This is a genomic window from Cellulomonas endophytica (assembly GCF_004123805.1).
Lineage (GTDB): Bacteria > Actinomycetota > Actinomycetes > Actinomycetales > Cellulomonadaceae > Cellulomonas > Cellulomonas endophytica.
The window spans coordinates 1-21,840 of sequence record NZ_RWJX01000058.1 but is presented as its reverse complement, the minus strand read 5'-3'; the positions used below and the strand labels follow the sequence as shown (position 1 = coordinate 21,840).

The window sequence follows — 21,840 nt, the reverse complement described above, 5'->3', positions numbered from 1 at the left end:
CGTCGCGCGCGGCCTCGCGCTCGGCGACCCGGGCCCGCAGGAGCGCGCCCTCCGCCTCGGCGACGCGGGCCGCCTCGCGGGCGCCGGCGGCGTAGCCCGCCGCGAACCCGGAGGCGCGGGAGCCCGCGTCGGGCGCGGACGGCACGGCCACGGCGACGGCCTCGAAGGCCCGCACGTCGGCGGCGCCCGTGGCGCCCGTGGTGCCCGTGGTGCCCGGCCCGGGGACGCGCCCGGCAGGGTCGGGCGCGAACCGCCCGCTCGTCGTCGTGCCCTCGACGGCCGGCGCGGACCCCTGGCGGGGCAGCGCGCCGAGCGGCGTGGCGACGAAGGCCCGGTCAGACAAAGTCGTCCTCCCCCTCGCGGCTGATGACGATCTGGCCGCTCTCCTCCAGGCCGCGGATGACCTGGACGACGGCCGCACGGGCCTCCTCCACCTGCGACATGCGGGTGGGGCCGAGCAGCTCGATCTCCTCCAGGAGGTTCTCGCGCGCCCGCTCCGACAGGTTCCGCAGCACCTTGTCGCGGACCTCCTCGGCCGTGCCCTTGAGGGCGACGGACAGCGAGGACGTCTCGACCTGGCGCAGCACGAGCTGCATCGCGCGGTCGTCCAGCAGCGTGATGTCCGCGAAGACGAACATGAGCGCGCGCACCTGGTCGGCCAGGCCCTCGTCGCGGGTCTTGAGGCCCTCGAGGATGACCTTCTCGGCGCTGGGGCCGGCGCGGTTGATGATCTCGACGAGCGGCTGGACGCCGCCGACCGCCGCCATCTCCTTCGGCGCCAGCACGGCCGAGGCCTTGCGCTGCAGCACCTCGGCGATGACCGCGACGACGTCGGGCATGGCCCGCTCCATGAGCGCGATCCGGTGGGCGACGTCCGCCTGGAGCGACGGCTCGAGCGCGCCGAGGATGCCCGAGGCCATCTCGGGGCGCAGGTGCGCCAGCACGAGGGCGACGGTCTGCGGGTGCTCCCCGTCGAGGAGGGAGAGCACCTGGCGGGCGTCGGCCTGGAGCAGGAACTCGAAGGGCTGCGGGGCCATCGTCGCCTGCAGGCGGAGCATCATCTCGCCGGCCTGCTCGCGTCCGATGGCGCCCTCGAGGAGCTGCTGGGCCAGGCCCAGCCCGCCGCCGACGCCCGGGCCGGCCGCGGAGAAGTCGTAGAACTCGTCGACGACCTGGTCCGCGAGGGTCTGGTCGACCCGCTCGAGCCGCAGGATCTCGGCGGTCAGCTCCTCGATCTCCGCGGTGTCCATGCGCGCCATGACCTTCGCGGCGCGGTCCTTGCCGAGCTGCAGGAGCAGCATCGCGGCCTTCTGCGACCCCGACAGGGTGGTGGTGACCGTCATCAGCGGCGCCTCGATCCGGAGGTGGCGGGCTCGTTCAGCCAGCCGCGGAGCAGCTCGGCCATCTCGGCCGGGTTCTCGTCGGCCAGGTCGGTGATCTCCTGGCGGCGCTGGGCCGTCGGGTCGTCGTCGTCGCCGTCGGGACGGGCGGTGAGGGCGGGCCGGTCCTCGGCCGCCAGGGCCTCGAGCGCGGCGCGCTCGGCCTCCTCGCGGCGCGTGTCGAGCTCCCCGAGGTCGAGCGCCTCGCGCTTGGCCTTCTTGCCCCGGCGGGCGGCCAGGACGATCGCGACGACGACGGCCAGGAGGACCGCGCCCCCGATCGCGCCCTGCTGGACGAGCTCGCCCTGCGCCTCCTTCGCCGCGGCGGCGTCGGCGGCGGCGAGCGCCTTCTCGGCGGCCTCGGCGGACGTCGTGTCGAACGCCATCTGCTGCACCGCGAGGGTGTCGCCGCGGGTGGTGTCGATGCCCGCCGCGGCGGCGATCGTCGTCTGGAGGTTGGCCAGGTCGATGCCCGCCGCCACCGTGGAGTCGACGACCACGGCGACGGACTGGCGGGCGACCGCGCCGGCGGGGCTGCTCGTGCGCTCCGTCGTCTTGTTGACCGCGTTGGTGACGTCCTCGGTCGCCGAGCGGTAGTCGCCGGTCCCCCCGGCCGCCGCGCCGTTCGGGACGGCGATGTTGTCGGGGCCGAGGACGCCCGTGGCGCCCGCGCCGCCGGTGCCCGTGTAGGTCTCCTCCGTGGTGGAGGAGGCCAGGGGGCCGACGTCGGGGGTCTGGGTGAACGTCTCCGTGGTGGTCTCGCTCGTGGCGGAGTCGACCTCGGCGGTGACCGTGACGGCCGAGCGGCCGGCGCCGAGCACCTGGTCGAGCATCGCCTGCACGGAGGCGGCGACCTTCGTCTCGTAGTCGGAGGACTGGGCGGACCCCGAGCCCGTGACACCCGTGCCGACGGCGGACAGGACGGTGCCCTCCGCGTCGACGACGGACACGTCGAGCGGGTCCATGCCCTCGATGCCGGCGGAGACGAGGTGGACGACCGCCTGCACCTGGTCGTCGGTGAGCTGGCGGCCGGCGGCCGTGCGGACGAAGACCGACGCGGTCGGCGTGCCCTTGGACTCGACGAAGACCGTCTCCTCCGGGATCGCCAGCTTCACCGACGCCGTCTCGACGCCCGTCATGGACTCGATCGTCTTGGCCAGCTCGCCCTGCAGGGCCCGCTGGTAGGTCGTCTTCTGCTGGAAGTCCGACGAGGTCATCGACATCGTGTCGAGCAGGGAGTACCCGTCGCCCGAGGCGTCGGCCGGCAGGCCCGCCGCGGCGACCTTGATGCGCTCGGCGTAGATGGAGCCCGTCGGGACGAGGATCGTCGTGCCGCCGTCGGCGAGCTCGTAGGCCACGCCGTCCGCGGTGAGCACGTCGGTGATGGCGCTGGCGTCCTCGGGCGAGACGCCGGAGAACAGCGGGCCCATCGTCGGCTTCGACAGGTAGCCGTAGAGGGCGGAGCCGCCGAGGGCGAGGACGGCGACGCCGATGATCGCGAGCGTGCGCTGCGCGAGGGAGAACTGGCCGACGGCCCCGCCGAGGCGGCCGAGCGCGGACTTCATGGCAGCCATCAGGCCTGCATCCTCATGATCTCGGTGAACGCCTCGACGGCCTTGTTGCGCACGGCGGCCGTGAGCTCGAGGGCCGTGGCGGCCTGGGCGGAGGCGATCGTGTAGTCGTGCACGTCGGAGAGGTCGCCGGTCACGGCCTTGACCGCGAGGTCGGCGGACGTCGACTGCAGGCCCTGGACGCTCTCGAGCGCCTGCACGAAGGAGGCGCCGGAGACGCCGCCCGTCGCGCCGGCCGCGCCCGCGCCGTCCAGGGGGCCGGCCGCGGTGGCGGAGCCGACGGCGTCGGCGGCGGACAGGTAGCCGGTGGCGCTGACGCCGCCGACCGCCTCGATGCCGGGGAGGATGCTCATCACATGCGTCCGATCTGGAGTGCGGCCTCGTACTGCTGCTTCGCCCGGTCGATGACCGCGGCGCTCGCCTGGTAGCCGCGCTGGGCCATGATCAGCTGGCTCATCTGGCTCGCCATGTCGACGTCCGGGTACTTCACGTAGCCGCCCTCGTCGGCGAGGGGGTGGTCGGGGTCGTAGACCATGCGGCCCTCGGCGGAGCCGAACTCCACGCCCTTGACCTGCACGCCGCCCTCCCCCGTGGTGATCTCCTGCGCGACGACGAACCGCTGGCGGTACGCGTCCTCGGACGTGGAGGTCACGGTGTTGGCGTTCGAGATGTTGTCGGAGAGGGCGTCCAGCCACTTGCGGTGCACGGTCAGACCGCTGCCCGCCACCCCGATGGCGCCGAAGATCGTCATCAGCTCGTCCGCATCGCGGTGCGGAGGGCGGAGAACTGGCCCGAGGCGGCCTGCGTCGCGAGCTGGTAGCGCAGCTGCGTGTCGACGTTGGACACGGTCTCCGTGTCGAGGTTGACGTTGTTGCCGTCCTCGCGCGTGGGCTCCAGCGAGCGCGCCACGGACGCGGTGACCGCGCCGGAGCCGCGGCGCACCGCGGTGGCCAGCGAGTCCTCGAACGCCACGCGCTGGGCGCGGTAGCCCGGCGTCTGGATGTTCGCGATGTTGTCGGCGATGACGCGCTGGCGCAGCGCGAGGCCGTCGAGCGCGCTGCTGAGCGCGACGTTGCTGACGGAATCGAACAGTCCCATGGACAGGGAGCCCCTTGTCGATCTCGACGAGTGAGGGTCGGCCGATCCGTGGCCTCCGAGCACGAGCGATCCGTCGCTCGTGAGGGGTATCGGCCGACGTCACCCCCGGCATGAGGGTGAACGGGTGACCTCTTTCCCCGGACGGGTGGTCCTCCCGCCGGCACCGGCGTGTCGCCGGCGCACCCGTGGGGGCTCGCGCCGGGGGGCCCTCCCCCGGGGACGACGAACGGCCCGCGCCGGGTGCGACGCGGGCCGTTCGGGGTGCTGGGGTGCTGCGGTGCTGCCGTGCTGCCGTGCGGCCGTGCTGCGGGTGCTGCCGTGCGCGGCGGTGCGCGCAGCGCCGCCCTCAGTCCACGGAGTCCACGTACACGGGTCCGGCGGGGACGCCCACGCGCATCGCCTCGGCGGCGGCGGCGTGCCGGCGGCCGCGGCCGATGGCCTCGACCATCCGGCGGGCGGCGGCGGACTGCCGCTCGACGAGGGCCGTCGCGCGCTCGAGCAGCGGGCGCGGCAGCGGGCCCAGGCCGAGCGGCGGCAGCCACGCGCCGACGACCGGGGCGGGGGCCTCCGCCGCGCGGTGCGCCTCGTCGAGCAGCCGCTCGGCCTCGGCGACGTCGAGCTCGAGCTCGTCGAGGGCGGCGCGCCAGGCGGCGTGGAAGCGGTCCTCGTCACCGGCCGGGCGCGGGGTGGGCAGGAGGACGGGGGGCGCCCCCGGCACGCCGGTGCGCTCGGGGGCGGCCACGTCAGCCGACGCCGAGCAGGCCGAGGCCGCTCGTCGCGACGCCCTGCTCGGCGGCGGGCGCCGGGCGGGGGGTGGGGACGGAGGTCCGCGCGATGGTGGCGGCGGCCTCGTGCCAGGCGGCGGCGAGCGGGGCGACGAGGCCCCGGCACGCGACGACGCGGTCGGCGTCCGCCCGGACGTTGGCCTGGACGAGCTCGTCGAACAGGAAGGCGTACACGGACATGAGCTGCGCGCCGGCCTCCCACTCCCGCGTGTCCAGGCTGCCCATGAGCTCGGCGACGATGTCCTGCGCGTGGCACAGGTGCCGCGAGGCGGCGCCGCGGTCGGCGAGCCGGAGCGCGGCCTCCCCGCGGTCGAGGTCGAGCAGCAGGCGGTCGTAGAGCATCGTCAGGAGCTTGGCCGGTCCGGCCGTGGTGATGCTGTCGGCCTTGTAGCGCGAGCGCACGTCGTACATGAGGTCTCTATCGTCCTTCGGCGGCCGGTGCTTGAACGGGGGACGGGTGTCAGTTGCCGTTGCTCGACAGGCTGGACAGCTGCCCCGCGAGCCACGTGGACTGCGACTGGAGCTTGGACAGGGACACCTCGAGCGCGGCGTACTGCTTCTCGAGCGCCGACCGGCGCAGCGCCAGGCGGTCGTCCCAGGCGCTGACGCGCTCGCCGAGGTCGCGCACGAGCGACTCCTGCGCCTTCACCTCCAGGCTGAGCGTGCCGGTGGAGGCGTTGCTCGCGGAGTCCGCGACGCCCGCGACGGCCTTCGCGAAGCCGGCGAGGACCGCCTCGACCTTCTTGGGGTCCTTCGCCAGCGCGGAGGCGAACGCGGCCTCGTCGAGCTTGAACGTGCCGTCCTTCTCCAGCGACAGCCCGAGCTGCGCGACGGAGCCGCCGGCGGTCGTGGTGGACGCCGTGCCGAGCATCGCCTGCTTCAGCGCACGGACCGCGGAGCTGCTCGTGAGCACCCCGCCCTTGACGAGGCTGCCGCCGTCGGAGGCGGTCGAGGTCTTCGACGCGGTCTGCGCCGTGATCTCGCCGAGCACGAGGTTGAGGTTGCTGACGAGGTCGGTGGCGAGCTTCGTGCGCGCCTTGTCGTCGGAGCCGACCGCGAGGGTCACCGGGGTCGTCTCGACCTTGCTCACCGTGACGTCGACGCCCGACATGAGGCCGGAGAAGGTGTTCGTCGCGCTCGTCACCGGCTTCGCGGCGGTCGTGCCGGGGAACAGCGTGATCTGCGCGTCGGCGGCGGCGCCGACCTGCGTGAGGGCCATGGCGACGGGCTCGCCGTCGGCGCCCTCGTAGCTCACCGTGAACGCGCCGGCGGCACCGGCGGTCGCGCTCGTGAGCTGGAGGCTGTAGGAGGGCGCGGCGTTCGTGCCCAGGTTGATCGCCGACGCGTGCAGGCCGGCGGAGGTGCCGCCGAGGGCGGACAGGACGTCGGCGAGCGAGCCGCTCGTCGCCGTCACGGTGGTGGGCACCCCGGTCAGCGTGTTCGTGACGGTGAAGCGCGGCGGCGTCGACATGGCCGACGCGGCCGGCAGCTGCGTGAGGGAGGACTGCGCGGAGGCGAGCCGGTCGACCGTGAACGACACGGTGGACGGGGCGGCGAAGGAGGTGACGGCGGTGACCGAGGTCGCGCTGCTGGTCGCCGACGTCCTCTGCCACGACGTCGCCTTCGCGGCGGCGTCGGCGGCGTCCTTGAGGGACGCGGTCTTCGTGTTGAGGGACTTCAGCGCGCCGGAGACGCCCGAGGCGGTCGACTGCTTCGTGGCCAGCAGCGTCTGCTGCTGCTTCTCGACGGCGATGAGGCTGTCGACGAGCGCCGCGGTGTCCATGCCGGAGACGAGCCCGCTGATCTGCAGGGTGCTGCTCGAGGTGCTGCTGCCGACGCTCGCCATGGGGTCCTCCGGTGGTCAGTCAGGGGTCGTACGGGTCCGGATGCACGACGGGCGGCGGGCGGAAGCTCCGCCCGCCGCCCGTCGTGGGGTGCTGCGCCCGGGCCGGCGGCACGAGGCCGCCGGCCCGGTCGGGATCAGCCCTGCAGCAGCGAGAGCACGCTCTGGGGGAGCGACTTCGCCTGCGCCAGCATGGAGGTGCCGGCCTGCGACAGGATCTGGGACCGCGTGAAGTTCACCATCTCCGAGGCCATGTCGGTGTCCTGGATCCGGCTGTTCGACGCGGTGAGGTTCTCCGCCGCGACGTTCAGGTTGTTGATGGTGTGGTCGAAGCGGTTCTGCACGGCACCGAGCGACGACCGGATCTTGGAGACCTGGCCGATGGCGGAGTCGATCGCCGTGATCGCGGCCGTGGCACCACCGGAGGCGGTGACGTCGACCGAGGACAGGCCGAGGCCCGCGGCGGACACGCCCGAGGCGAGCGTGACGACGATCTGGTTGTCCGTGCCGGTGTTGGCGCCGACCTGGAACGTACCCTTGTAGGAGCCGTTCAGCAGGCTCGTGCCGTTGAACTGCGTCGTGGCCGAGATGCGGGTCAGCTCCGTGGAGAGCTGGTCCATCTCGTCCTTGATGTTGCCCTTCGCGGCGGTGGACAGGCCACCGTCGTTCGCGGCCTGCACCGACAGGGTGCGCATCCGCTGGAGGATCGAGTGCGTCTCCGTGAGGGCACCCTCAGCGGTCTGGACGACGGAGATGCCGTCCTGCGCGTTGCGGACGGCCTGCTTCGTCCCGTTGATCTGGGAGGTGAGGCCCTGGGAGATCGACAGACCGGCCGCGTCGTCCGCCGCACGGTTGATGCGGAGGCCCGAGGAGAGCTTCTCGAGCGAGGAGCTCAGCGAGCCCTGCGTGCTGGAGAGGTTCCGGTAGGCGTTGAGAGCGGCGACGTTGGTGTTGACAGACAGACCCATGATCGAATTCCTCTTCCTTGACGGGGTCGGGCGGCCCTTCCGTGGGCACACCCTTCTCATCGGTCCCGGGGGGCTCGGCTTGAGCCCCGGGCCGAAGTTTTTTTCTATGCGCCCGCCGACACGAGGCCGGGCGCCACGAGCTCGAGCTCCGCGGCCAGCGCGGGGGCGTCGCCGGGCGCGACGAGGGCAAGCGCCCCCTCGAGGGCGGCGAGGGCGCGCTCGTCCCGGTAGACGTCCCAGGCGAGGGCGCCGGCGAGGGCGCGGTCGCGCACCGGGGCGCCGGGGTCGGCCGCGAGCACGACGAGGGGGCACCCGTCCGGGACGCCGGCGCGGCGCAGGTGCGCCGACCACGCGACGGCCTCCTCCAGGTCCATCTCGGGCGCGAGGACGGCGGCGGCCTGCAGGACGGCACCGCTCGTGGGCCGGTGCGCCTGCATGGCGGCGAGGAAGGCTCGGGCACCCGGCGAGCCGTCGGCCGCGCACGCCGCGGCCCAGCGCACCCACGCCTCGTCGGGGACGCGGGCGACGAGCGTCGCCACCGTGCGCTCCCCCACGGCCGCGAGCAGCTCGCCCGGCCGGCCGACCACGCGACCGGTCTCCACCGCCTCGAGCGCCACGCGCTGGGCGTCCCGCGGGCGGCCGAGCGCGGCGTACGCCCACACGGCGACGTCGGCGAGGTCGCGCCGGTCGACGCGGGCGCCGGCGTCGCCGACGGTGACGGTGGGCATGCGCTCGAGGACCTCGACGGCCGTCCCGGGCCGGTCGCGCCGCCGGGCCACGAGCGCCCGCGTGCGCAGCGGGAACGCCGCCTGCGCCGTCGCGCCCTCCCAGACGTCGAGCCAGCGGTCGACCGCGTCCTCGTCGGGGAGCGCGGCCGCGGCCATGATCGCCGCCTGGGCCAGGACCGTGAGCGGGTAGCCGGCGGCGCCGGCGTCCAGCGCGCGCCCAGCGTGCTCGAGGACCTCCGCGTGGCGGCCCGTGAGGACGAGCGAGCGGGCCAGGTTGACGTGCAGCTGCGCGAGGCGCGGCCCCGTGACGCCGGCCGCGAGGCCGTCCTCGAGCTCCGCCCGGCTGATGGCGACGTTGCGGGCCACCTTGTCGCGGCTGACGAGCACGTCCTGGCGGTAGCCGGAGTGCCGGACGCCGACCCCGGGCAGCGGCTGGGAGACGTCCGCCGTCCCCGACCCGGGCAGCGGCACCGGCGACTCGTGCAGCGCGCCGACCCAGCGGTAGGCCGTGCGGCGGAACAGGCGCGGCAGCGCGATGTCCGCCCCGTCGACGTGCCCCCGCTCGTCGAGCAGCATGAGCGTGCGCAGGCCGGCCGTGGAGCGCGCGAGCTGGCGGCGGACGCGGGCGGGGTCGCCGGAGAACACCTCGTCGGCGTCGACGGAGAGCACCCACTCCCCCGTCGCGTGCGCGAGGGCACGGTTGCGCGCCGCCCCGAAGTCGTCGTCCCAGTACCCCTCGACGACCCGGTCGGCGAGCTCGTGCGCGATCGCGAGCGTCCCGTCGGAGGAGCCCGTGTCGTAGACGACGACCTCGTCGGCCCACGCCAGCGCCTCCAGGCACGCGCGGAGCACGGCCTCCTCGTCCTTGACGACGAGGACGGCGCTGACCGTCGGGAGGCCGGTCGTCGGGGGGAGGGGCGTCGGGGGGAGGGGCGGCGCGGTACGGGGCGGGCGGGCCATGGTGCTGCCTCCGGCGGGGTCGGGGACCTGCAGCGGCTGCAGGGACGGTCTCCTCGGACCATCGGCCGGACGGGTGGTGGACCTGAGCCCGTCCGGGTGACCGGCCCCCGCGGCTCAGGTCGGCCGGGTCCCCGCCGATGGGGAGGGGGACCGCACCGTGCGGGGCACCGCGCCGACCCCGGGGGACGACATGACCGTGCGAGTGATGACCTACGGCACCTTCGACCTGCTGCACGTCGGGCACGTCTCGCTGCTGTCCCGCGCCCGGGCGCTCGGCGACGAGCTCGTCGTGGCCGTCTCCACGGACGAGTTCAACGCCACGAAGGGCAAGGGCGCCTACTTCCCCTGGTCCGAGCGCGCCGCCATGGTCGCGGCCCTGCGCTGCGTCGACCGCGTGGTGCCCGAGCACCGCTGGGAGCAGAAGGCCCACGACGTCGTCCGCCTCGGGGTCGACGTCCTCGTCATGGGCGACGACTGGGTCGGCCGCTTCGACGAGCTGCGCGCCCTCTGCGACGTCGTCTACCTGCCCCGCACGCCCGGCATCTCGACGACCCGCATCAAGCAGGACCTGGTCGCCTGAGCCGCGGCCCGCGCCCGCCCCGCCCCCTGGCGGGCGCGGTGACGACGGGACCTCCGTCACCCTTCAGGTCGACGCCCGTTCGGCCGATCGGGTGAGCATGACCACCACCGCGCCGGCCCCCGCCCGTCCCGCCGTCACGCTCGCGCTCGACCTCGGCCGCGGCCTCGACGCCCCGGGCGCGGACGTGGTCCTCGCCGCGGCCGCGCAGCTCTTCGGCCCCGACGCCGGGGCGCACCTCGCCCTCGTCCTCGACCGCGAGCCCGTGGAGGACGACGGCGTTGCCCTCGTGGCGCGGCTCCTCGAGCTCGTGCCGCGCCTGGAGGCCCTGCCCCCGCTCGAGCTCGTGGGCCCCGACGAGGCCAGGGCCCTCGACGCCACCGTCCGCGTCGTCGCCCACGGCGACCCCGCTGCGGTGGCGCGCGCCGTCGCGCTCCTGACGGCGACCGCGCAGACGCTGCAGGAGGACCGCACGCCCGCGGCGCCCGCCACGCCCGTCACGGGGACGGCCTCCGCCGCCCCCGCCCTGCCGCCCGCCGTGCTGGCCGCGCGGGACGCCGCCGACGAGCGCCGCCGCGCCGAGGGCCCGGCGCCCGTGCGCCTCCTCGTGCCCGTCCAGCACCTCGACACCTGGGGCGCGCTGGCCACGGTCGTCGCCGCCGCGCAGCGCCACCCGCGCGTCGAACCCGTCGTCGTCGCCCTCGACAGCGTCCAGAGCCGCGTCCCCGGCGAGACCGCCGCGTTCCTCGACGCCGCCGGCGTGCGCCACGTGGGCCCCGAGGAGGGGGTGGCGGCCGTCGGCACCGCCGACGTCGCGCTCCTCGTCGACCCCTACGACGAGTTCCGGCCCGCGGGGCTGCACCTGACGGACCTGCTGGCCGCCGGGGTGCGCATCGCCTACTCCCCCTACGCCCGCAACATCAGCGGCAGCCCCACGGAGGTGCTGCGGCAGTACAACACCCCGATGCACAACGTCGCGTGGCGCGTGTTCGCCGCCTCCGCGTCGCAGCGGGAGATGTTCGCGCGCCACTGCCGCGCCGGGGCGGGGCACGTGCGCGCGCTGGGCTCGGTGAAGGGCGAGTGGCTGCTCGAGCACGTGCCGCCGGCCGACGGCTGGACCACGCGGTGGCGGTTCGCCCGCACCGTGCTGTGGAACCCCCACTTCTCCGTCGGCCCGGGCGGCTGGTCGACGTTCCTGCTCCACGTCGGCACCGTCCTCGACGAGGCCGCTTCGCGCCCCGACCTCGGCGTCGTCGTGCGGCCGCACTTCCGGCTGCTGCCCGACCTCGCCGCCTCGGGCCCGCAGGGGGCCGCCGCCGTCGCCCGCTTCCGCGCCGCCTGCGCCGCCCTGCCGAACGTGCACCTCGACGAGGACCGCGACTACCGCACCGCGCTGCACGTGGCGGACGTGCTCGTCTCGGACCTGTCGTCCCTCGTGCCCGAGTTCCTCGAGCTCGGGCGGCCCGCGGTCCACCTGCAGCACGCGGGCTACGCCGGTGCCGGCGCCGAGGCGGACTGGCGCGCGGACGTGGAGTCCGTCCTCGACGAGGCCGGCCTGCGGGACGTCCTCGCCCGCGCCGCCACCGGCGACCTGCGCCGCCCGGCCGTCCCCGCCGACCCCCGGGGCGCGGGCGCCCGCGTCCTCGACGCGGTCCTCGGCGACCTCGTGCAGGAGGTCTGGGGCCGCGTCTGAGCGCGGGGGGCGGCCGATCGCCCTAGCATCGGCGCGAGCGCGGGCGCCCGTCGGCGACCCGGACCCGCGCGCCGCCGCAGGGCACCGACCCGGAGGACCCCCGTGCCGAAGAACCCCCCGCACGCGCCCGTCGGGGCGCAGGTGTCCCAGCTCGCCCGGGCCGCGGACGAGCTCGCGCAGGTCGTCGAGGGGGTGGCCCAGCGCCTCGGGCGGCTGGAGCAGCGGGCCTTCGGGGAGGACCTGGCGCACCTGTCCCGGCGCGTGCGCAAGCGGCCCCTCGTGCTCTTCTTCGGGCGCCGGCACTTCGCGGACAACAGCAAGTACCTCTACCTGCACGCGCTGGCCCGGCCGCGGGGCTACGACGTCCTGTGGTGCACCCTCGAGGACGACCTGGCCGCCACGCTCGAGCGGCACGGGCTCCCCCACCTGCACCTGAACCGCGACCCTGACGCGAGCATCGACGTCCTGCTGCACGCGGCCGCCGCCGTCTTCACCGTCAACCCGCACGAGAGCGTCGGCGGGTCCTTCGCGTTCCGCGGCGCCCTGGCCGGCGCCACGCAGCTCCAGCTGTGGCACGGGGTGTCCGTCAAGCACCTGACGCTGCAGCTGCTGCCGCACCTCGGCACCCGGCAGGAGCCCCTGCGCGACCCGTGGGTCGCGAGCTCCTCCGTCGACGCCGTCCTGTCGACCTCCCCGGACCTCGACGCCTACTGGCGCGAGGTCTTCGGCGTCCCGCAGCTCGTGCGGGCGGGGCAGCCGCGCAACGAGGTGCTGCTGCGCGACGCCACCCCCACGGAGCTCGTCGGGGCGGACCTGCCGGCGCGCACCATGGCGGCGCTGCAGACCCCCGACCCGGCCGTGCTCGTGGTGCCGACGTGGCAGCGCGGCCGGACCACGCCCCTGACGGAGCGGCGCTTCCTCGAGCAGATGGTCGAGTTCGGCACCCGGCACGGCGTGACGATGGTCTACAAGCCGCACCCCGTGTACCTGCCCGTGGCCCTCGCCGAGCTGCAGGTGGACCGGCTCCACGTCCTCGACCCGGGGATCGACGTCTACCCCTGGATGTTCCGGTTCGGCGCCCTCGTCACCGACTACTCCTCGATCCTCTTCGACTTCCTCCTCACCGGGAACCCGGTGCTGACGGTCGAGCTCGGGGAGCACCAGAGCTTCGAGCCCGACTTCGGGCTCGTCCCGCCCGGTCTGCCGACCACGCCCTTCGCGCCCGAGGCGTTCGCCGCGACGCTCGCCACGGCCCTGGCCGGCGACGGCCGCCGCGAGGAGCGCCTGGCCTACGCCCGGCGCGTCTTCGCCTCCGACCCCGCCCGCGCGTGCGCGGACCTCGTGCCGTTCCTCGACGAGGCGGTCGCGCGGTCGCAGAGGCCCGACCACGCGGTGTGGGCGCCCGGCGGGGCCGAGCGCGTCTGAGCCCGGCGCGGCCGCGCGCCCGGGCCGGCGCGGGTCAGACCGGGGCGACGGCCCCGGGGGACGTCGCGACCGCACGGGCCGGCGCCGGGACCGGGAGCTGGGCCGGCGCCGGGACGGCCGCCGTGGGCGTCGTCGTCGACGCCGACCGCAGCGCGCGCACCTCGTGGTCGAGGACGCGGACCTCGGTGCCGCCCTCGAGGGCGACGTAGTAGACGGGCGCCTCCAGGCCGTCGACGCGGACCGCGACGGTGCCACGGGCGGGCGTGCCGTCCCCGAGGCGCACCGCCACCGCGCGCCCGGGCTCGAGCGGGCGCCGCCGCCGGGTCGGGGCGGCGGGGAGGGTCGGCCAGGACGTCACGGCGAGGCTCATCGTCGGCTCCAGGTGCTCAGAGCGCCCGGACGTGGTAGAGCCGCCGGGGATCGCAGTGTGCACCACGGAGCCGGGCGCCGTCACCGGCGGGTCGCCCGCCGGTCGCCCGCCGGTCGCCTCCTGGTCGCCTCCTGGTCGCCCGCCGGCTCGCCCGGCAGCCCACCGCCGCGCCCCGGGTGGCGCCGGCCCGCGGTCGTCCCCGGACGCACCTCGGCCCCGCCGCGAAGGGTCGCGACGGGGCCGAGGGGTGAGCGACCGGGCAGGGGCCCGGTGGCCGGCGGACGGGGTGGACGGGGTGGGCGGGGTGGGCGGTGGCGGCGCCGGGGCGCCGCCGGTGACGGTCAGACCGTCGTGGCGAGCGCGCGCTCCTCGTCGTAGACGGACAGCGGGGCGGCGCCGCGCTGCGTCGGCAGCACGCCGGCCGGGGCCATCGTCGCGCGGGCGGCGACGGCGGCGAAGTAGCTCTGGCGGCGCCGCTCGGCGACCCCCTCCGGACGGCTCGGGGCCTGCAGCATGTCGGGGTCGAGACCCGCGTTCATGCCGTCGCGCAGCAGGCCGAGGGCCTCCGTGCGCAGCTGGCTGATGCGGGACTGGGTGACGCCCAGCTCGTCGGCGAGCTCCGTGACGGAGCGGTCCTCGAAGAAGAGGCCGACGACGACCGTCCGCAGGCGCTCGGGGAGCGTGTCGACGGCGGAGCGCAGCCAGTGCAGGCGCTCGGAGTCGAGCAGCGCCTCCTCGGGGTTGGGCGCCTCGTCGGGCATGGTGTCGGCCACCGGGCGCTCCGTGGCGTCGATGCTCAGCACGCGGCGGTCGGCGTCCTGGCGGGCCTTGTCGACCGTCGCGACGTCGGACCCGAGGGCGCCGGCGAGCTCCTCGCGGCTCGGGGCGCGCCCGAGGGTCGCGGTGAGGCGCTCGGAGGTCGCGGCGAGCTCGCGCACCCGGCTCCGGGCCCCGCGGGTGGCCCAGTCCATCGAGCGCAGCTCGTCGACGAGGGCCCCGCGGATGCGCAGCGCGGCGTAGCGGGCGAAGGGGACCCCGGTGGTGGGGTCGTAGGCCCGGGACGCGAGGACCAGGGCCAGGCTGCCGGCCGAGGCCAGCTCGTCACGGGAGACGGTCGGGGGCACCCGGTGCAGCAGCTCGCTGACGTGGTACCCGACCAGCGGGAGGTGGGCCAGGACCAGCTCGTCCGGGCTCTGCGTGGTGTCGCTCACGGCGGGTTCTTCGGTGCGCGGCGAGGCGGACTTGAGCACTGCTCCGGACGAGTCGCGGCAGGGCCGTCCGGGTGGACGGTGCCGCCCGGACCGGAAACCGGACACATCGGAGCACCGGACCGGTCACCGTGGGACGGAACGGACGGCGGACGGGCGCTGGTGTGAGGCGGATCACACCGGAGGTCCCCTCCGCACGGCCCGCCGGCTGCCGAACCGCGGGGGTCGCGCGCCCGTGCGGGGGACGGCGGTCGGGCCTCCCCGTCCCGCCGCCCGCTCCCGCGGGTCCGCCGGGCGGCGGGTGCGCCTGCGGCGGACGGGTGACACCCGGACGGCAGCGGGATCACCCGCAGGGGTCATGCCGGGGCCCCCCGTGCCGATAAGGGGGACGGAAGCACGCCGCCGGACCGCCGGCGGCCCGACCGCCCACCCGTGGGAAGGACACGACGACCCATGTCGCTCACCCGGCTCTCCGAGGTCCTCTGGCGCGAGCGCCACCTCCTCGAGACGCTGCTCTTCAAGCTCGAGGAGGAGCAGCTGCTCCTCACCAACGGCCGCACGCGCTGGCTCGCCCTGGCGACCGCCGAGGTCGAGCTCGCCTTGGAGGAGATCCGGGACGCCGAGCTGGCCCGTGCCGTCGAGGCCGAGGGCGCCGCCCTCGACCTGGGCGTGGACCCGGGCTCGAGCCTGTCCGTCCTCGCCGCGCACGCGCCGGAGCCGTGGGACGAGCTCCTGCGCGCGCACCGGGACGCGTTCGCGTCGCTCACCGCCGAGATCGGCCAGCTGGCCGACGGCAACCGCGAGCTGCTCGCGCTGTCCCACCGCGCCACCCAGGAGACGCTCGCGTCCCTCCAGGACGACGTCCGCACCTACGACGGCACGGGCCAGGCCGCCCTGGCGGCCCCGCACGCGCACCTCATCGACCGCTCGATCTGACCGATCGGTCGGCGAGGGCCACGCGCCCGCCGGCCACGTACGCAGGGAGGAAGCCGTGAGCACCTTCTCCGGCATCGGGACCGCGCTGAGCTCGCTCAACGCGCACCGCCAGGCGCTCGACGTCACCAGCCAGAACGTCGCGAACGCCAACACCGTCGGCTACACCCGGCAGCGGGCCACCATGGTCGCGTCGCCGACCGCGGTGAACCCGTCCATGTTCCAGTCCGCCTCCGGCGTCGGCGACGGCGTCCGGGTCACCGGCGTCGAGCGCCTCGCCGACGCGTTCCTCGACGCGCAGGTCCGCTCCGCCTCGAGCTCCGCGTCCTACCAGGGCGTCCGCTCGACCGCCTACACGACCCTCGAGGCCTCGCTCGGCGAGCCCTCGAAGACCTCGCTGTCGAGCCAGATGTCGCAGATGTGGTCGGCCTTCGAGGACCTGGCCAACAACCCGCACCAGGCCTCGGCGCGGACCGCCGTGCTCTCCACGGCGGCCGCGGTGACCGACAAGGTCGGCGCGCTCTACTCCTCCGTGCGCGACCAGTGGACGCAGGCGCGGGACCAGGCGGTCTCCCTCGTGGACCAGGTCAACGCGAAGGCCCAGGGCATCGCGGACCTCAACGGCCGGATCCTCGCGACGACGAACGTCGGCGGCAACGCGAACGAGCTCGTCGACCAGCGGGAGAGGGCGATCACCGAGCTCGCCGGCCTCACCGGCGCGACCTCGCAGACGCGGGCGAACGGCACGGTGGACGTCCTCGTCGGGGGCAACCCGCTCGTGGAGGGCTCGCGGACCAACGCGCTCGTCGTCACCGGCGCCCCGGCGTTCGCCGACGCGGCCGGCGGGGCCCCCGTCACCGTGTCCTGGGCGCACCGCCCCGGCTCCGTCGTCGCCCTGTCGGGCGGCTCGCTCGCCGGGCAGCTGTCCGTCCTGGCCCCGGCCGACGCCGCGGGCACCGGCGGCGTGCTCGCCGAGGCCGCGGCCCGGCTCGACACGGTGGCCACCGAGCTCGCGGACCAGGTCAACACCCTGCACCAGGGCGGGTACACCGCGGCGGGCGCGACCGGCACCGACTTCTTCCGGCTCGAGGCCGGCCTGCCCGCCGCCCTGGGGCTGCGCGTGGCCGTGCCCGACGGCGACGGCATCGCCGCCTCGGGGGTCGACGGCGCCGCGTACGACGGCGGCGTCGCGGACGCGATCCACACCCTGTCCAGCGCCGCGCGCGGCCCCCAGGCCCTGTGGGCCGCCGGGGTCGTCGACACGGGCAACCGGTCGGCCAGCGCCACCGCCCGCGCGACGGTGGCCGAGGCCGCCCGCGCCCAGGCGGAGTCGCAGCAGACCTCGGCCGCCGCGGTCGACACCGACGAGGAGACCGTGAACCTCATGGCCTACCAGCGCGGCTACCAGGCCGCCGCCCGTGTCCTGTCCACGATCGACAGCGTCCTCGAGACGCTCATGAACATGGCGAGGTGACGACATGATCGGCCGCGTGACCCACCAGTCCATCCAGCGCTCCAGCCTGGGCCACCTCCAGACGAACCTGCAGCGGATGTCCGACCTGCAGGCGAAGCTCTCCCGCGGCACCACCGTGGGCGTGCCGTCCGACGACCCCGCCGCGACGTCCGACATCCTGGCGCTCGACCGCCAGACGGCGCGCACGGCGCAGTACCAGCGCAACGCGCAGGACGCCACGACGTGGCTCAACGTCGCCGACAGCACCCTGCAGCAGTCCGTGACCGCCACCACGCGCGCCCGCACGCTCCTCGTGCAGGCCGGTGACGGCGCCCTCGGCCGGGAGCAGCTCGGCTCCATCGCCACGGAGCTCGAGGGGCTGCGCGAGACGCTGCTGGCGCAGGCCAACACGTCCGTCAACGGCCGCACGGTCTTCGCGGGCGCGTCCGACGCGGGCGTCGCCTTCGACGCGGCGACCTACGCCTACCGCGGCCGCGCCGCGGACGGGTCGGTGACCCCGGTCGAGCGCCGGCTCGCCGAGGCCGTCACGGTGCGCGTCGACGGCGACGGCGCGGCGGCCTACGGCGAGGGCGCGGACTCCGTGTTCGCCGTCCTCGACGCGGCCGCCGCCGCGCTGCGCTCGGGCAACCCGGACATCGGCGCCCTCCTCGGCACGGTGGACGGGCGCCTGGCGGCGCTGCAGTCGGCCAACGCCGCGGTCGGTGCACGCCAGAAGCAGGTCGAGGTCGCGCAGGAGTCCCTCGCGGACCAGGCGCTCTCGACGAAGACCCAGCTCTCGAGCGTGCAGGACATCGACCTCGCCTCCGTCGTCCTCGACCTGCAGTCCCAGGAGGTCGCGTACAAGAGCGCCCTCTCCGCCACGGCCCGCACGCTGCAGCCCTCTCTCCTGGAGTTCCTCCGATGACCGCTCTGCCCGTGTCCGCGCTGCCCGTCCCCGCCGCCGACGACCTCGTCGAGGTGCGCACCGCCGCCGGCCCGGCCGTCGCGGTCCCCGCCGTGCTGGAGCTGGCCGCCCCGCTGCCCGGGCTCCCCGGCCACGAGGCGCTGCTGCTCGAGCCGCTCGACGACACCGGCGTGCTCTTCGCGCTCCGCTCCGTGCCGGGCGCGGCGAGCGAGCTGCGGCTGTTCGTCGTGGCCCCCGGCGCGTTCTTCCCCGGCTACGGCCCGGACGTGACCGGCGTCGTGGACGGGCTCGCCGCGGGGGCGGGCGCCGACCCGGTCCTCCTCGTCGTCGTCCACCCGGTCGACGACGCGCACGAGACGCCGACCGCCAACCTCCTGGCCCCCCTCGTCGTCGACCCGACGACGGGCCGGGCCGTCCAGACCGTCCTCGAGGGCGACTGGCCGCTGCGGGCGAGGCTCGGATGAGCTGGACCACCGTGCCCGCCGGCACCGGCCGGGCCCGGGCCCCGTGGCGTCCGCGCCGCGTCGCCGCCGCGCCCGACGGGCCGTCGGGCACGGCGACGACGGGCGGCACCACGGGCACGGGCACGGGCACGCTCGGCACCACGGGCACGGGCACGACGGGCGGGACGACCACGGGCACGACGACCGGCAGGGCGGAGGGGGTGAGCGTGGACGTGCGCGTGGGCACCGGCCTCGGCCGGGCCGCGGTGGGCTCGACGATCCAGCGCCAGCCGATCGTGCACCCGGACCGCTCCGTGTTCGGGTACGCGCTGCGCGCCAAGGTGTTCGGCAGCGCCTCCACGGCCGTCGACGACCGCGCCGACCGCGTGCGCGACGACGAGTACAGCCGCCTCGACCTCGACGGCCTCGGCGGCGACCGCCCCGTGCTGCTTCGGGCGACCGCCGGCATCCTCGCGGGCACCACGCCCGTGCCGCCGTGCAGCTACGGCGTCGTCCTCGAGGTGCCGCACGCCCTCGCCGTCCGCCCCGACACGGCGGAACGGATGGGCGCCCTGCGCTCGGCCGGCTACGCGCTCGCGCTCGGCGACTTCGCGGGCACGACGTCGCAGGAGGTCCTCCTCCCCCTCGTCGACTATGTGAAGATCGACCTCGGGCTCGACCCCGCGCTCGTGCGCACGCTCGCGGAGCGCGCCCACGACGCGGAGGTCGTCGTCATCGGCGAGCGGGCCGACACGACCGCGCGCCTCGAGCTGGCGGCCGCCGTCGGCGCGGACCTGCTCCAGGGCCCGATGTTCGCCCGCGACACCCGCCCCGAGCAGCGCGGCTTCACCGCCGGCCAGCTCCAGTGCCTCGAGCTCATGCAGCTGCTGTCCTCGGACGCCGTGGACCACGCGGCCGTCGTGCGGATCGTCAGCGCGGACCCCGAGCTGTCCATCCGGGTGCTGCACCTCATCAACTCCTCCGCCTTCGGCCTGCGCCGGCACATCGACTCCGTGCACCAGGCGGTCGTGCTCGTCGGCCCGCACCAGCTCGCCGCCCTGGCGACGGCGGGTCTCGTCGACGCCCGGCCCACGCACGTCGGTCCCCTGTGGTCGATGCTCGTGCGCGCCCGGACGATGCACGCCCTGTCCGGCTCCGACGCGGGCTACACGGTCGGCCTGCTGTCCGCCCTCGCGGCGCAGCAGCGCGTCCCGATCGGCGAGATCCTCGACCGCACGGGCGTGTCCGCCGACGTGGCGGACGCCCTGCGCGACCACGGCGGGCCCTGGGGCGCCCTGCTCGAGGCGGTCGTCTGCCACGAGGAGAACGACTCCGAGGGCATCGCGGCCACGGGCCTGGAGCCGCTCGCGGTGGCGCAGGCCTACCTCACGGCCGTGCCGGAGGCGCTCGCGATCGCGTCGGCGCTCGCGGTGGTCACCCGCTCCTGACGGCCCCGGCCGCCCCGACGACGGCCCGGCGCACCCCCCGAGGGGGCGCCGGGCCGTCGCCCGTCCCGGGTACCCTCGCGGTGTGCGTGCCCTCGTCGCGGTCCTCCTCCACCCGACCCGCACGCCCCCGCCCCCGCTCGCCATCGACCTGCGCGCCGTCGCGCTCGCCGGGGCCGCGCTGTTCGCGCTCGCCGGCGTCGTGTGCCTCGTGCTCGCGCTGACCGGGACGACGACCTGGCGCCCCGTCGAGGTGTGCGTCGTCGGCGTCGTCCTCGGGCTCGTCGGCGCCGAGTGGTCGCGCCGGAACCTGCCCGCCACCGGGCACGGGCACGGCGGGCACGGCGGGCACGGCGCGGCGGCCGACCCCGAGGGGCACCGCCCGCGCTGACCCCGCGGAGCGGTCGGCCGTCGTTCAGCGCCCGGTCGGCGGCCCGGCCGGCGGTGCCGCGGGCGGTCCGGGCTCCACGACCGCCCCGGCCACGACCTCGGCCAGGCGCCCGGGCTCGACGAGGAGCGCCTCCACCGCGTGCCGCGCGCCCGGCCGCCCGGCCGCCGCCGCGAGCCCGGCCGCCAGCCCCCGCAGGTGCACGGCGTGGACCCGCGCACCCGGCCCCGACCCCTCGACCCACCAGTCGACGGGCTCGCCGTCGACGAGGAGCCGCTCGTGCTCCCACCAGCGCGCCGGGGCGCCGGGCAGCACCGCCGCGACGGCCGCCGGCACCTCGGCCGGCCCGGCGTCGGGCGCCGCGTCGTCCCGCGTGAGGCGCCCCGGGGCCAGCTCGTCGACGAGGGGCACGTCGAGCCGTCGCGCGACGTGCTCGGCGCGGTCGGGGGCGGCGGGCACGAGCCCCCCGAGGTCGGCCCGCTGCCACCACATGGCGTCGGGGGCCACGGCGACCTCGTCGACCGGGACGACCCTCACGGCCGCGCCCCCGGCGACGAGCGCCGGCAGCCGGTCCGCGGGCACCGGCCCCTCCCCCGCCGCCAGCGCCCGCCAGGCCACGGCCGCCTCCGCCGGGTCCACCGCGGCCCCGACCTCGCCGAAGGCGTCGAGCACGTCGGCCAGGAGGTCGCCGGGCAGCGCCTCGGGGTCGGCCGTGCCGCCCAGCGCGCGCAGCACCGCGGCGTCGAGCCCCGCGAGCGCGGCCGGCGGGGGCGGCAGCACGCGGGCGAGCACGGCGTCCTGCGGCGCGCTCGCGGTCGCGGCCGGGCGGAAGCCGCCGCGGGGCACGAGGTCGGAGCGGTGCCGCAGCCACCACGCGGTGTAGGAGGGCGCCCCGGGACCCCGCCCGCTCCCGGCCGCCGCCGTCCCCCGGACGGCGGCGAGCAGCGCGTGCCGCAGCGCCGGGGTCGTCGCGAGGCGTCGGAGCACGGCCGGCCACGCGTCCTCCGCGACCGCGTCGAGGTCCGCCACCGCCGGCAGGTCGCCCACGAGCTCGCCGGGCCCGAGCAGGTCGGCCAGGTGGTCGACGTAGTCGTCCCAGCCGTCGAGGTCGGCCGCCAGCAGCGCCGCCGCCGAGCCGTCCGCCGCGTCGTCCACCTCTCCGGTGAGGACCTCGGGCACGGTCACGACGAGGAGGTCCGCGCGGACCCCGACCGCGACGAGCACCTCCGCCCCCCAGCGGGCGGCGGTGGCCGGGTGCACGGGGGCCAGGACGCGCGGGTCGAGCAGCGCCGCGGCCGGCGAGCCCGGCAGCACGAGCCCGTGCGCGGGCGCGGGCTCGCCGTCCGCGTCGGGCAGGGTGAGGAGCCCGAGCAGCGGCGCGACCGGCGCCGGGACGGCACCCGCGGCCGCGACGCACGCCAGGACCGCGCCGGTGACCCCCTCCGCCAGCACGAGGTCGTCCTCGTCGGCCTGGGCCAGCACCGCGGCACGCACGGCGGGCAGCGCCAGCACCGCGCCGGCGTCGGCCTCGACCGCGCCGAGGCGGGCGAGCAGCGGGTGCGCGGCCGCCGGGTGCACCGCCCGCAGCCCCCAGCGCGCGAGGACCGCCGCCGCCGTCGGGGTGGCGCGGCGCGCCGGGCCGACGCCG

At 76.4% G+C, this 21,840-nt stretch carries 21 protein-coding genes and 2 pseudogenes; 9 read left to right on the top strand and 14 right to left on the bottom strand.

All coding sequences use genetic code 11. The annotated features are described in order from the left end of the window. The 11 genes and pseudogenes from EJA20_RS14180 to EJA20_RS14130 form a co-directional block, all read right to left on the bottom strand. Nucleotides 1-343 (bottom strand): annotated as a pseudogene (locus tag EJA20_RS14180) (hypothetical protein); the annotation flags it as partial. Next, nucleotides 336-1,343 (bottom strand): flagellar motor switch protein FliG, encoded by a 1,008-nt coding sequence (gene fliG / locus EJA20_RS14175; RefSeq protein WP_129339114.1) that lies wholly within the window; start codon nt 1,341-1,343, stop codon nt 336-338. The pseudogene EJA20_RS14180 and the gene fliG, both read right to left, overlap by 8 nt. Beyond that, a complete protein-coding gene (gene fliF, locus EJA20_RS14170) occupies nt 1,343-2,953 on the bottom strand; it encodes a flagellar basal-body MS-ring/collar protein FliF (protein ID WP_240675513.1) in 1,611 nt (536 codons plus the stop codon). The genes fliG and fliF overlap by 1 nt, the downstream gene beginning before the upstream one ends. Next, a complete protein-coding gene (gene fliE / locus EJA20_RS14165; RefSeq protein ID WP_129339110.1) occupies nt 2,953-3,303 on the bottom strand; it encodes a flagellar hook-basal body complex protein FliE in 351 nt (116 codons plus the stop codon). Before fliE ends, fliF begins: the two co-directional genes overlap by 1 nt. Beyond that, complete coding sequence (gene flgC / locus EJA20_RS14160) at nt 3,303-3,701, bottom strand: flagellar basal body rod protein FlgC (RefSeq protein WP_129339108.1); 399 nt, start codon at nt 3,699-3,701, stop codon at nt 3,303-3,305. The genes fliE and flgC overlap by 1 nt, the downstream gene beginning before the upstream one ends. Continuing rightward, a complete protein-coding gene (locus tag EJA20_RS14155) occupies nt 3,701-4,048 on the bottom strand; it encodes a flagellar basal body rod protein FlgB (protein ID WP_420836438.1) in 348 nt (115 codons plus the stop codon). Before EJA20_RS14155 ends, flgC begins: the two co-directional genes overlap by 1 nt. A 346-nt stretch (nt 4,049-4,394) precedes the next feature. Continuing rightward, nucleotides 4,395-4,790 (bottom strand): hypothetical protein, encoded by a 396-nt coding sequence (locus EJA20_RS14150; RefSeq protein ID WP_240675512.1) that lies wholly within the window; start codon nt 4,788-4,790, stop codon nt 4,395-4,397. Between the two features lies 1 nt (nt 4,791). Beyond that, complete coding sequence (gene fliS, locus EJA20_RS14145) at nt 4,792-5,244, bottom strand: flagellar export chaperone FliS (protein ID WP_129339106.1); 453 nt, start codon at nt 5,242-5,244, stop codon at nt 4,792-4,794. Between the two features lie 49 nt (nt 5,245-5,293). Beyond that, complete coding sequence (gene fliD, locus EJA20_RS14140) at nt 5,294-6,679, bottom strand: flagellar filament capping protein FliD (RefSeq protein ID WP_129339104.1); 1,386 nt, start codon at nt 6,677-6,679, stop codon at nt 5,294-5,296. A 134-nt stretch (nt 6,680-6,813) separates the two neighbouring features. Then, on the bottom strand, nt 6,814-7,644 hold the full coding sequence (locus EJA20_RS14135) for a flagellin N-terminal helical domain-containing protein (protein WP_129339102.1): 831 nt from the start codon (nt 7,642-7,644) through the stop codon (nt 6,814-6,816). A gap of 104 nt (nt 7,645-7,748) precedes the next feature. Then, nucleotides 7,749-9,332, bottom strand: a complete 1,584-nt coding sequence (locus EJA20_RS14130; RefSeq protein WP_129339100.1) for a glycosyltransferase family 2 protein — start codon at nt 9,330-9,332, stop codon at nt 7,749-7,751. Between the two features lie 205 nt (nt 9,333-9,537). On the opposite strand from EJA20_RS14130, the gene EJA20_RS14125 reads away from it, so the two are divergent. The 3 genes from EJA20_RS14125 to EJA20_RS14115 all read left to right on the top strand — a co-directional run bounded on the left by EJA20_RS14125 (nt 9,538) and on the right by EJA20_RS14115 (nt 13,027). Next, nucleotides 9,538-9,912, top strand: a complete 375-nt coding sequence (locus EJA20_RS14125; RefSeq protein WP_338068829.1) for an FAD synthase family protein — start codon at nt 9,538-9,540, stop codon at nt 9,910-9,912. A 97-nt stretch (nt 9,913-10,009) separates the two neighbouring features. Continuing rightward, entirely contained in the window at nt 10,010-11,602 is a 1,593-nt protein-coding gene (locus tag EJA20_RS14120) for a hypothetical protein (RefSeq protein WP_129339096.1), read from the top strand. A 102-nt stretch (nt 11,603-11,704) separates the two neighbouring features. Next, nucleotides 11,705-13,027, top strand: a complete 1,323-nt coding sequence (locus EJA20_RS14115; RefSeq protein ID WP_129339094.1) for a CDP-glycerol glycerophosphotransferase family protein — start codon at nt 11,705-11,707, stop codon at nt 13,025-13,027. 34 nt (nt 13,028-13,061) lie between these two features. Here the strand turns inward: EJA20_RS14115 and EJA20_RS14110 are convergent, their stop codons facing one another. Together EJA20_RS14110 and EJA20_RS14105 are read right to left on the bottom strand one after the other, a co-directional pair. Then, nucleotides 13,062-13,397 carry a hypothetical protein gene (locus tag EJA20_RS14110; protein ID WP_129339092.1) on the bottom strand — a complete coding sequence of 112 codons (336 nt, stop codon included), beginning with the start codon at nt 13,395-13,397 and terminating at the stop codon, nt 13,062-13,064. 341 nt (nt 13,398-13,738) lie between these two features. Beyond that, nucleotides 13,739-14,608, bottom strand: a complete 870-nt coding sequence (locus EJA20_RS14105; protein WP_129339090.1) for a sigma-70 family RNA polymerase sigma factor — start codon at nt 14,606-14,608, stop codon at nt 13,739-13,741. A 450-nt stretch (nt 14,609-15,058) separates the two neighbouring features. Between EJA20_RS14105 and EJA20_RS14100 the strand changes: the two genes are divergently transcribed. The 6 genes from EJA20_RS14100 to EJA20_RS14075 all read left to right on the top strand — a co-directional run bounded on the left by EJA20_RS14100 (nt 15,059) and on the right by EJA20_RS14075 (nt 20,195). Continuing rightward, nucleotides 15,059-15,541 (top strand): flagellar protein FlgN, encoded by a 483-nt coding sequence (locus EJA20_RS14100; RefSeq protein ID WP_129339088.1) that lies wholly within the window; start codon nt 15,059-15,061, stop codon nt 15,539-15,541. Nucleotides 15,542-15,596: 55 nt separating this feature from the next. Then, on the top strand, nt 15,597-17,012 hold the full coding sequence (flgK, locus tag EJA20_RS14095) for a flagellar hook-associated protein FlgK (protein ID WP_129339086.1): 1,416 nt from the start codon (nt 15,597-15,599) through the stop codon (nt 17,010-17,012). Nucleotides 17,013-17,028: 16 nt separating this feature from the next. After that, the gene (locus EJA20_RS14090) at nt 17,029-17,916 is read left to right on the top strand and encodes a flagellin N-terminal helical domain-containing protein (RefSeq protein WP_240675511.1); all 888 of its coding nucleotides are present in this window, start codon (nt 17,029-17,031) and stop codon (nt 17,914-17,916) included. After that, nucleotides 17,913-18,380: a flagellar assembly protein FliW gene (locus EJA20_RS14085; RefSeq protein ID WP_129339081.1), complete on the top strand. Its 468-nt coding sequence runs from the start codon at nt 17,913-17,915 to the stop codon at nt 18,378-18,380. Before EJA20_RS14090 ends, EJA20_RS14085 begins: the two co-directional genes overlap by 4 nt. Further along, nucleotides 18,377-19,807 (top strand): EAL and HDOD domain-containing protein, encoded by a 1,431-nt coding sequence (locus EJA20_RS14080; RefSeq protein ID WP_129339079.1) that lies wholly within the window; start codon nt 18,377-18,379, stop codon nt 19,805-19,807. The genes EJA20_RS14085 and EJA20_RS14080 overlap by 4 nt, the downstream gene beginning before the upstream one ends. An 82-nt stretch (nt 19,808-19,889) precedes the next feature. Next, a complete protein-coding gene (locus EJA20_RS14075) occupies nt 19,890-20,195 on the top strand; it encodes a DUF2530 domain-containing protein (RefSeq protein WP_205687509.1) in 306 nt (101 codons plus the stop codon). 24 nt (nt 20,196-20,219) lie between these two features. On the opposite strand, the pseudogene EJA20_RS18760 reads toward EJA20_RS14075, so the two are convergent. Further along, nucleotides 20,220-21,840, bottom strand: a pseudogene (locus tag EJA20_RS18760) (sacsin N-terminal ATP-binding-like domain-containing protein); the annotation flags it as partial.

Bases quoted from the DNA above. Each gene is read 5' to 3' on its own strand.
- fliG (WP_129339114.1), bottom strand. From the start codon at position 1,343: ATGACGGTCACCACCACCCTGTCGGGGTCGCAGAAGGCCGCGATGCTG.
- fliF (WP_240675513.1), bottom strand. From the start codon at position 2,953: ATGGCTGCCATGAAGTCCGCGCTCGGCCGCCTCGGCGGGGCCGTCGGC.
- fliE (WP_129339110.1), bottom strand. From the start codon at position 3,303: ATGAGCATCCTCCCCGGCATCGAGGCGGTCGGCGGCGTCAGCGCCACC.
- flgC (WP_129339108.1), bottom strand. From the start codon at position 3,701: ATGACGATCTTCGGCGCCATCGGGGTGGCGGGCAGCGGTCTGACCGTG.
- EJA20_RS14155 (WP_420836438.1), bottom strand. From the start codon at position 4,048: ATGGGACTGTTCGATTCCGTCAGCAACGTCGCGCTCAGCAGCGCGCTC.
- fliS (WP_129339106.1), bottom strand. From the start codon at position 5,244: ATGTACGACGTGCGCTCGCGCTACAAGGCCGACAGCATCACCACGGCC.
- fliD (WP_129339104.1), bottom strand. From the start codon at position 6,679: ATGGCGAGCGTCGGCAGCAGCACCTCGAGCAGCACCCTGCAGATCAGC.
- EJA20_RS14135 (WP_129339102.1), bottom strand. From the start codon at position 7,644: ATGGGTCTGTCTGTCAACACCAACGTCGCCGCTCTCAACGCCTACCGG.
- EJA20_RS14130 (WP_129339100.1), bottom strand. From the start codon at position 9,332: ATGGCCCGCCCGCCCCGTACCGCGCCGCCCCTCCCCCCGACGCCCCTC.
- EJA20_RS14125 (WP_338068829.1), top strand. From the start codon at position 9,538: ATGACCTACGGCACCTTCGACCTGCTGCACGTCGGGCACGTCTCGCTG.
- EJA20_RS14120 (WP_129339096.1), top strand. From the start codon at position 10,010: ATGACCACCACCGCGCCGGCCCCCGCCCGTCCCGCCGTCACGCTCGCG.
- EJA20_RS14110 (WP_129339092.1), bottom strand. From the start codon at position 13,397: ATGAGCCTCGCCGTGACGTCCTGGCCGACCCTCCCCGCCGCCCCGACC.
- EJA20_RS14100 (WP_129339088.1), top strand. From the start codon at position 15,059: ATGTCGCTCACCCGGCTCTCCGAGGTCCTCTGGCGCGAGCGCCACCTC.
- EJA20_RS14085 (WP_129339081.1), top strand. From the start codon at position 17,913: ATGACCGCTCTGCCCGTGTCCGCGCTGCCCGTCCCCGCCGCCGACGAC.
- EJA20_RS14080 (WP_129339079.1), top strand. From the start codon at position 18,377: ATGAGCTGGACCACCGTGCCCGCCGGCACCGGCCGGGCCCGGGCCCCG.